Consider the following 8,253-nt stretch of genomic DNA (forward strand, 5'->3'; position numbering starts at 1 on the left):
ACGCTCATTATCTGTTATATGTGTAAAATTTTTCATATTTTTCTTTTTATCATACAGTGTTCGGATTCAAAGGTAAATCTACGTTATCAAAATTTTCTTTTCTTTCATTACCATTATAACCATTACAATTAAGATTAGGGATCATTTTGTTAAAGTCCTATATTTTTATTAGAAAATTTAATAATTTGATGATTATATTCTATCCCGACCCGCCATCATATGCAAATATTAAAACAGCGGATATCCCCCGTCCGCTGTTTTGCTTGAGAATTTTGTCATTAAAAATTAGAGATGGTATGTGACCCTAAGGGGAGTCGAACCCCTGTTGCCGCCGTGAGAGGGCGACGTCCTAGCCATTAGACGATAGGGCCTGGCGAAAATTTTCAATTTTCAATTTTAAATTTCTAATGACTATAAAAATCCTAACTTAAAAATTAAACGAAATCAATTTTTTCAGTCAGTGTAGTCGGGCGGGATTTGCTGATAATTGATGATGTATTGGGTCAGATCGCGGAAAATAGGCATGGCTGAATACTCGGCTGTATTAGCTTTTGGATTATCAAGCTTGACCAAAATTAAAAATTTAGGGCTGAAAGCCGGAGCAAAACCGATAAAGCTTTGTATTGTTTCATCAGAATAACCTGACTTATTAATCCCCAAAGCCGAATAAGAAACTTGAGCGGTTCCGCTTTTGCCGGCGACATAATACCCTGGAATCCGAGCCGCTTTGGCATAGCCTTTTTCTATTACACTCACCATCATAGCTGAAACTTGAGAAGCAGTTTTGGGCAATATAATCTGCTCTTTGCTATTTACCTCTTTTTCTTTCCCATTTGCGTTTTTTACCAGATGAGGAATTGTCATTACTCCTTTATTGGCTATGGCTGAATAAGCCCGAACTAATTGGATAGGCGTCATTTCAATGCCTTGGCCGAAAGAAGCATTAGCAAGGCTTACCTCATATCCTTTTTTTAATTCACTGTTCTCTGAATAAATTTCATTTAAGTCAATTCCGGTCTTTTCAAAAAGTCCGAATTTCTCAACATAATTCATAAAAATTTTGTGGCCTATCTGCGCTTCAGCAAAAATAGCTCCGGTATTAATTGATCTTTCCAGAACCGCCGTCATTGTTTGCTCTCCCCAGACCCTGTTGGCATAATTTCTGATGGTATATTTTCCTATTTTAACTGCGCCTGTGTCTGTATATTTGGTTTCCGGCATAATTTTATCTTCATTTAAAGCTACGGCCATAGTTATCGGCTTCATAACCGAGCCCGGTTCAAATATTTTCTCGGTAATTCCATTTTGAAAAACACCCAAATTGTCTTCTTGAGCATAATCTGCATACTTATTGGGATTAAAATCAGGAAAATTAGCCAAGGCCAATATATCTCCGGAGCTCGGTTCCAGAACTATTATCTGCCCCTGCTTAATATCCAATTCTTCCTTGGCTTTTTCAAGCAAACTCTCGGCCTTAAATTGAATACTGTAATCCATGGTTAAATTTAAATCCTTTCCTTCGGCAAGTTCTTCTTCATAATGCCCCTCCAAACCATATTGTCCGCTACCTTGATAATTCAGAAAGCCTGCCACCTGCGAAGCCAATGTTTCTTGAGGATAATATCTTCCTATCTTTTTAGACATATAGACGCCATCTTCCTTAAGATTTAAATCGGTTAAGGATTTTATTTCTTCTTCGGTCAACTTACTTTTAATGGGAGCGTAAAGGGTGTCAGGGGTTTTTAATTTTTCCAAAACAAGAGCTTCTGGAAGATTAAGAACTTCGCTCAATTTCTTAGCCGTTTCTTCAACATTCTTTACTTTCGGCGGAGAAGCAAAAACCATAGTCCATCCTTTATTAATGGCCAAAGGCTCTCCATTTTTCAAAAATATTTCTCCTCTTTCTTTTTGCCCTCCATTAGGAGAATAAAGAAGCCCTTGAGAAAGGGCTTTATAAAAGTCGTTTTTTGAAACCTGAAGGGAGAAAAGCTTGGCTGTTAAAGCTATCGAGAGGAGAAAGAGAAGAATAAAAATTATGTTTATCCTCCAATTGCTCATTTGTTTATAGCTACAGGGTTTCCTGAATTTTGGATATATTTTACTTGATTGGCTTTTTCAAAATTGCGACCGGATAAATAGCCACCCACATTAGCCAAAGAGCCAGCTTTAGAAAGGCTTATCGCCAAAGATTCATTTTCAGAAGAAAGATCGTGTATTTTTTGCTTGCTCTCCTTAACAAGGTATATTTCTTCCGTCAGGCCGTTCACCTGCAAGATGTAAATCGTCAAAAGAGATAACAGCAAAACAAAAGCTATTGTCCAAAAAAATTTCACGCTTAGTTCCAATTTGATCCCTGTGTTTATTATTGATTGGCTTAAGGTTAATGATTTCATTTGTTTTTAATTTATTTTTTTAGCTAATCTTAATTTTGCTGACCTTGAACGAAGATTATTTAATATTTCTTCCGGAGACGCTATTATCGGTTTCTTTGTTAAAATTTCCAGATGCTGTTTTTTTTGCTCTTCCCTAAAAAAGTTTTTTACAATTCTGTCTTCCAAGGAATGAAAAGAAATTATTGCCATCCTTCCGCCTACTTCTAAGACTTCCATCGCTTGAGGCAGAACCATTTCCAGCGCCTCTAATTCCTTGTTGACGGCGATTCGGAGAGCTTGGAATGTTTTAGTGGCCGGGTTTATCCCTAATTTATTTTTTAAAGGAATCGCTCTTTTTATTATTTCCGCCAGCTGGAAAGTTGTTTCTATTTTTTTTCTCTGTCTGGCCTCTTTTATTTCTTTAGCTATTCTTTGGCTGAATTTTTCTTCGCCATATTTTTTTAAAATTTCTTGCAGTTCCGGAAACGTCCATTTATTTATTATTTCTTCGGCTGTTAATGCGTTATCCATGCTATATCTCATATCCAGAGGCTCGTCTTTTAGAAAGGAGAAGCCCTTGCCACTTTCTTCCAAATGCCAGCTGGACATTCCCAGATCCAATAATATTCCTGAAATCGGACCAAAGCTGTTTTCCCTAACTATCTCTTTTAAATTGGAAAAGTTTTCACAAATTTTTATCAAGCGATTTTCATTTACGTCTTTCAGCGACTCTTCGTCTTGATCTATCCCCAGAACCTTGCCGATCGGCCTTGTAAGCTCCAGAATTGCCATACTGTGTCCTGCCTTTCCCAGTGTGCAGTCAATAAAGTTTTCATTCGGCTGCGGATTTAAGTATTGAAGGACTTCTTTTTTTAGAACAGGAATGTGCGTCATTTTAAATTCCCAGTTCTTTTAATTTTTCAGCCATACTTCCGACTTCTTTTTCCGTTTTCTTTTTGTAAGCTTCCCATGCTTCTTCGTCCCAAAGCTCCAATCTGTTATATAGCCCGCAAACCACTACATTCTTTTTTAATCCGGCATAGGTCTTTAAGTATTCAGGAACAAGCGCTCTTCCCAGTTTATCAAGGTTAACGGACATGGCTCCTGAAAGCATAAGTCTGGCGAATCCCCTTGCTTCCATCTGGCCGGAAGGAAGCTTTCCCAATTTTTCAGACATAACGTTCCATTCTTCTCCTGTATAGACAACTAAGCAATTTTCTATTCCTTTGGTGATGATAACTTCTTCTCCCAGTTCCTTTCTGAACTTAGCCGGCAGAGCCAGTCTTTTCTTCGTATCTATTGTGTGTTTGTATTCCCCAATGAACATATTAGTTATCCCCAGTTTTGATTAGTTATCCCACATTTATCCACAACCTACCCTTACATGTTATTTATACTCCACTTTATAGGGTAAAGTCAATCAAATTCCACCACCCTTAATTTACGAACAAAATTAAGCCTTATCCACAGGTTATACACAAAGCGCCCATTTCCCCAAATAAAAAATCCCGGATAAAGATATATCCGAGATCGTTTCAGTAAAGCCTTACAAGCTCCTGAGCTTCTTTATTTACATATTCCGTTACTGCTTCCCATATTTCTTCTTCGGGGAAGTTATACATGTGGGAATATGTCCTTGCCCTGTCCTGACATCTCTTTTGGATTACTTGAAGCTCGTCCTTGCCGATACGCTCATTGAAGTACCCAACCTCCGGTTTTGTCAGAAAGAAATATAATACCCAGTAAACATCGCTGTGTTTTATATTTTTGTTCATTTCCACAAAAGCGCCGATTTCTTTTTCGAAGATTTTCCGTATTAGCCATTTTTTGCACCATTTTGGCGTAAGTCCCGGCCGAATATACGGAAGTGCCATAAAGGCCGTTGCCGTTATATATATCAGGCTCAGCACCGCTAATACAAGAATCAGCGTTAATCCCCATGGTTCATTCATTATTATTTCGTATATCATTTCCTTATTCCAGCTTTTTATATATTTTTTAATTCAATTATTTTTCTGTTCCGGCTCCGGCTGGACGGGATATAGCTACTTACGAACAGAAAAATTGCGCATTGTCTCTCAATGGACAATTTTTCTGCCCGCAAGCTATATTTTTAATGTGCTAAATTCGTTCCCGAATATGCTTAAACATTAGCACTCTTTCTTATTTTTGTCAAACTTAAAATCTTACGGAGATCTTACGAAGACCGGGTCTCTATTTATTCATTTCGGATAGAGACAAATCCGCCTCTGACCAGAAGCTCGTTGTTAATGAATAATTAAGGAAAAGTCGGTGGGGTTTATTCCAATAATACTCCCCCGCTTTATTTCTCCGGAAAGCATAGCCGAAGCCAAAACATTTTCCACCTTATCTTGAACAACCCTTTTCATTTCTCTGGCGCCGAATTTCGGCTCATAGCTTAATTCAACTATTTTTTCTTTCAGTCCCTCGGAGAATATAAATTTAATATCTTTCTTTTCCAACCCCTTAGCTATACCCTTAAGCATCAACTCGGAAATATCCATAAGATTTTTTTTGGTCAATGGCTTGAAAACAACCACAGCGTCAAATCTGTTGATGAATTCCGGTCTGAAAATTCCTTGAGTGAAAACATAATCAAGAAGCTTTTCCTTAACCTTGCCCCAGTCTTCTTTGTTTTCCAAAGCGTCTAAAATTATCTGATAGCCGGCGTTGGATGTGGCGATGATGATTGAATTCTTGAAATCGCATTTTCTCCCCAGCCCGTCAGTCAAACGGCCATCGTCCAAGACCTGAAGAAATAAATTCAGAATATTGGAATGGGATTTTTCAATCTCGTCCAGCAAGATTAAGGAAAAAGGATTTTCTCTTATGGGCGTCGTCAATAGTCCTTCTTCGTCCGCTCCGCCGATAAGCCTGGTTACATCAGAAACGCTTTGAAATTCCGACATATCAAGACAGATCATTTTCTCCTGCGAGCCGAAATATATCTCGGTCAAAACCTTGGCAGCTTCGCTTTTCCCCACTCCGCTCGGCCCAAGAAACAGAAATGTCCCCATAGGTCCTTTTTTATCTGAAACACCTGATCTGGCCCGCCTTAGGGCAGTGGAAGTTTCCCTCACCGCTTCCTCTTGATTGATGATTTTACTATGAATCAGATTTTCCAGATCTATCAGAATTTCTTTTTCCTTCAAATTCATTTCTCCGACAGGAATGTGAGTCTTATCCGAAAAAACTTTGGCGATATGCTTCGGCAAAAGAACAGGATCTTTGGTCTGGGATAAATAAATCATTGCTTCATCAAGCAATTTTATCGCTTTTTCCGGAAAAAACGAGGCTGGCATATATTTATCGCAAAAGACGACAATATTACGAAGAGCCGGAAAAGTAATGAACTTTTTATACTTCCTCTCTGCCTTCAAAGCGAGCTCTTCCAGAATCATCAAGATCTTTTTTTGAGACATTTCCTGCAACTCTATTTTTCCAAAAAAAGGCAGAAGAGAAGAATCCTGCTCTATTTTTTTATGAAATCCGGCAAAATCGGTAATTCCTATAAAATTAAATCGAGGAATGGAAAGGTAAGAAGAAATAATTCCGGAGACATCAATTACCCCGGGCTTAGGAGTTACTTTCCCGATGAAATTATGAAATTCATCAATCACTAAAACGATATTGCCGGCCTTAGCTGATTCATGAAAAATTTTATCCAGAACAATTTCCGCCTCATCAAGACTGTTAATTTTAGTTGCTAAAAAAGTTAAATCCAACTGGATAAACTTCCTATAATTTAATTCAGGCAGGCTTTCGCCCAGAGCACTTCTCCTTGCCAACTCTTGAACAATGCTTTTTCTGGCGCTTCCCTTTTCACCGATTATCAAGATGTTTTTCGTTTCCTGTCCGCCTAAAATTCTCTCTGCCGCAACAGCCTCTTCCTGCCGACCAATCATTTCCGGAAACCCCTCTGCCTTAATTTTCTCCGTCAGGTCAATTGAAAACTGATCCAAGAGCGGAGTATAGCCGAAAGACCAGCTCTTCGCCAATGACCCAAGTCTTATCAGTCTTTTCCATTCCCAGAATCTTTTACTCTCCCCTATTTTATTTTTCAAATATTCCAGCCACCAGACAAGATTTTCAATATCTTCCTTTTTAGTTTCCGACTCAATCAATATTTTTTTAAAAAACGAATCGTATTCAGCTAAGGCAATAAGCAAATCCCCTTTTTCTACCTTATCGTGCCCTCTTTCCCCGGCTTTCTTAATGGCCAAAGTTATTATTTCCTGAAAATTAGCGCCACCGGCCTTATCGTTCTTATTTTGCTTAATTTGTTCTCTAAGATTTTTCTTTAAAGAGGTTATACTTATAAATTCTCGGCTGAAAATAAAATTGAGTTCAGGATTATCTTTCAAGAGAAAGTAAAAAATGGCGGTTGAATTTTCTTTCGCTTTTAAGATGGCTTTGGCGGCCTCAAGACTTAAAAATTCAGCCAGATTGAATTCGTCGGGGATTTTATCAGTTAATTTATAGCGGACATTCGGTTTTTTCAGTTTTTGGGTGAAGAATAAATCTCCGACCAGAAAAAATAAATACAGAGCTAAGGAAATTGTTGAAAAGCCGAGTATGTCTGAAAGGGCAGGAATCTCAATGCTGTCTCCTAAAAAACCGAAAAGGAACAAAAGAAAACTCAAGAGAAAAGAAAGAAAAGAAAGTTTTCCAAGAATTCCGGCAAATTTAAAAAATGGCCAGTTTTCCCATACGAGCGCTTGAAATATTTCCGCTTTTCTGATGTTAAAATTAATCATAAATTTAAGATAATAACCTTAAGCCGAGCGAAATCCCGAAGATTATTAATAACGGGATGGCCAGCCAAAAAGCAAAGAGAAATGCCCCTGCCAATATTAAAAATGCCTCAATTACAATTCCGATGATTATCAAAAAAAATCTGACAATAGCTCCCAATATTCTGAATATTAAATTTGAAAATCTGTCTTCAAGGAATTTTCCTATTTCAAAACCCCTGCTTGAAGATGACGAACTATATCTCTTCCATGGAGAAAAAAAAGTCTTCAGCATTAATCCAATGGAAAAATAATTCAAATTAAACAAAAGAAAATTTCTCCATCCCTTAAGGATATTTTGAGGCATTTCCCAAAAATACCAAATAACCCACTTTATCGCTATATTAGTCATATGTTTTTTATGATTGGTTTATCGGCAATTCAATGTAGAAAACAGAACCCTTGTTATTGCCTTCGCTTTTTGCCCAAATCTCCCCTTTTAAATTCTTAATAATTCTGGCTGAAAGATACAATCCTATGCCTACGCCTTCGGCGTTGATTTGCTTGACATTCCTGCCTCTTTCAAAATTCTCCCTGAACATATTCTTCATTTGTTCTTTTTCTATTCCTATGCCGGTATCCTTAACTGAAATTAATATATTTTCTTCGCCCTTTAAAGAAATCTCTACTGTTATTCCTCCTTTTTGCGTATATTTTATGGCATTATTAACCACATTATATATTGCCTCTTTTATTTTATCGCGGTCAGTAGTTATTTCAGGAATAACGCCTTTGGCTGAAAATTTAATATATATTTTCTTCTTTTCTTTTTCCGGCTCCAATTCTTTGATAATTTCCTCCATAACCGCTTTCATTTGAACTTTCCCCATCAACAACGAATCTTTTCTGGTCTCCATCTTGGCAATGCTTAGGAAATTATTGGCTAATTTTATCAGTTCTCTGGAAGACTCCAGTATTCTGCTGATTTTTTGTTTCGCCTCCTCGTTAATCTCTCCGAAACTTCCTTCAAGCAATAAACTTGAGTAGCCCTGAATCGCAGTTAAGGGAGTTCTTAGATGGTGCTGAACAGAGAGCATAAATTGGTCCTTGGCCTCGCTCAATTGCAC

Annotated in this window: 8 protein-coding genes and 1 tRNA gene; all 9 read right to left on the bottom strand. The window is 37.6% G+C overall.

All coding sequences use genetic code 11. From position 1 onward, the window contains the following. Nucleotides 1–299: 299 nt before the first annotated feature. Nucleotides 300–371 (bottom strand) — tRNA-Glu (locus COS96_01470). Nucleotides 372–453: 82 nt separating this feature from the next. Then, a complete protein-coding gene (locus COS96_01475; GenBank protein ID PIU43972.1) occupies nucleotides 454–2,058 on the bottom strand; it encodes a hypothetical protein in 1,605 nt (534 codons plus the stop codon). Then, nucleotides 2,055–2,393, bottom strand: coding sequence for a hypothetical protein (locus COS96_01480; GenBank protein PIU43973.1), 339 nt, complete (start codon nucleotides 2,391–2,393; stop codon nucleotides 2,055–2,057). The genes COS96_01475 and COS96_01480 overlap by 4 nt, the downstream gene beginning before the upstream one ends. Nucleotides 2,394–2,399: 6 nt before the next feature. Continuing rightward, on the bottom strand, nucleotides 2,400–3,266 hold the full coding sequence (locus COS96_01485; GenBank protein PIU43974.1) for a 16S rRNA (cytosine(1402)-N(4))-methyltransferase: 867 nt from the start codon (nucleotides 3,264–3,266) through the stop codon (nucleotides 2,400–2,402). A 1-nt stretch (nucleotide 3,267) separates the two neighbouring features. After that, the gene (locus COS96_01490) at nucleotides 3,268–3,699 is read right to left on the bottom strand and encodes a cell division/cell wall cluster transcriptional repressor MraZ (protein PIU43975.1); all 432 of its coding nucleotides are present in this window, start codon (nucleotides 3,697–3,699) and stop codon (nucleotides 3,268–3,270) included. A gap of 208 nt (nucleotides 3,700–3,907) precedes the next feature. After that, nucleotides 3,908–4,342 (bottom strand): hypothetical protein, encoded by a 435-nt coding sequence (locus COS96_01495; protein PIU43976.1) that lies wholly within the window; start codon nucleotides 4,340–4,342, stop codon nucleotides 3,908–3,910. Nucleotides 4,343–4,639: 297 nt separating this feature from the next. After that, nucleotides 4,640–7,150, bottom strand: coding sequence for a hypothetical protein (locus COS96_01500; GenBank protein ID PIU43977.1), 2,511 nt, complete (start codon nucleotides 7,148–7,150; stop codon nucleotides 4,640–4,642). 4 nt (nucleotides 7,151–7,154) lie between these two features. Beyond that, nucleotides 7,155–7,538: a hypothetical protein gene (locus COS96_01505; GenBank protein ID PIU43978.1), complete on the bottom strand. Its 384-nt coding sequence runs from the start codon at nucleotides 7,536–7,538 to the stop codon at nucleotides 7,155–7,157. A gap of 7 nt (nucleotides 7,539–7,545) precedes the next feature. After that, nucleotides 7,546–8,253 carry a hypothetical protein gene (locus COS96_01510; GenBank protein ID PIU43979.1) on the bottom strand — a complete coding sequence of 236 codons (708 nt, stop codon included), beginning with the start codon at nucleotides 8,251–8,253 and terminating at the stop codon, nucleotides 7,546–7,548.

Source organism: Candidatus Nealsonbacteria bacterium CG07_land_8_20_14_0_80_39_13, assembly GCA_002779355.1.
GTDB lineage: Bacteria > Patescibacteriota > Minisyncoccia > Minisyncoccales.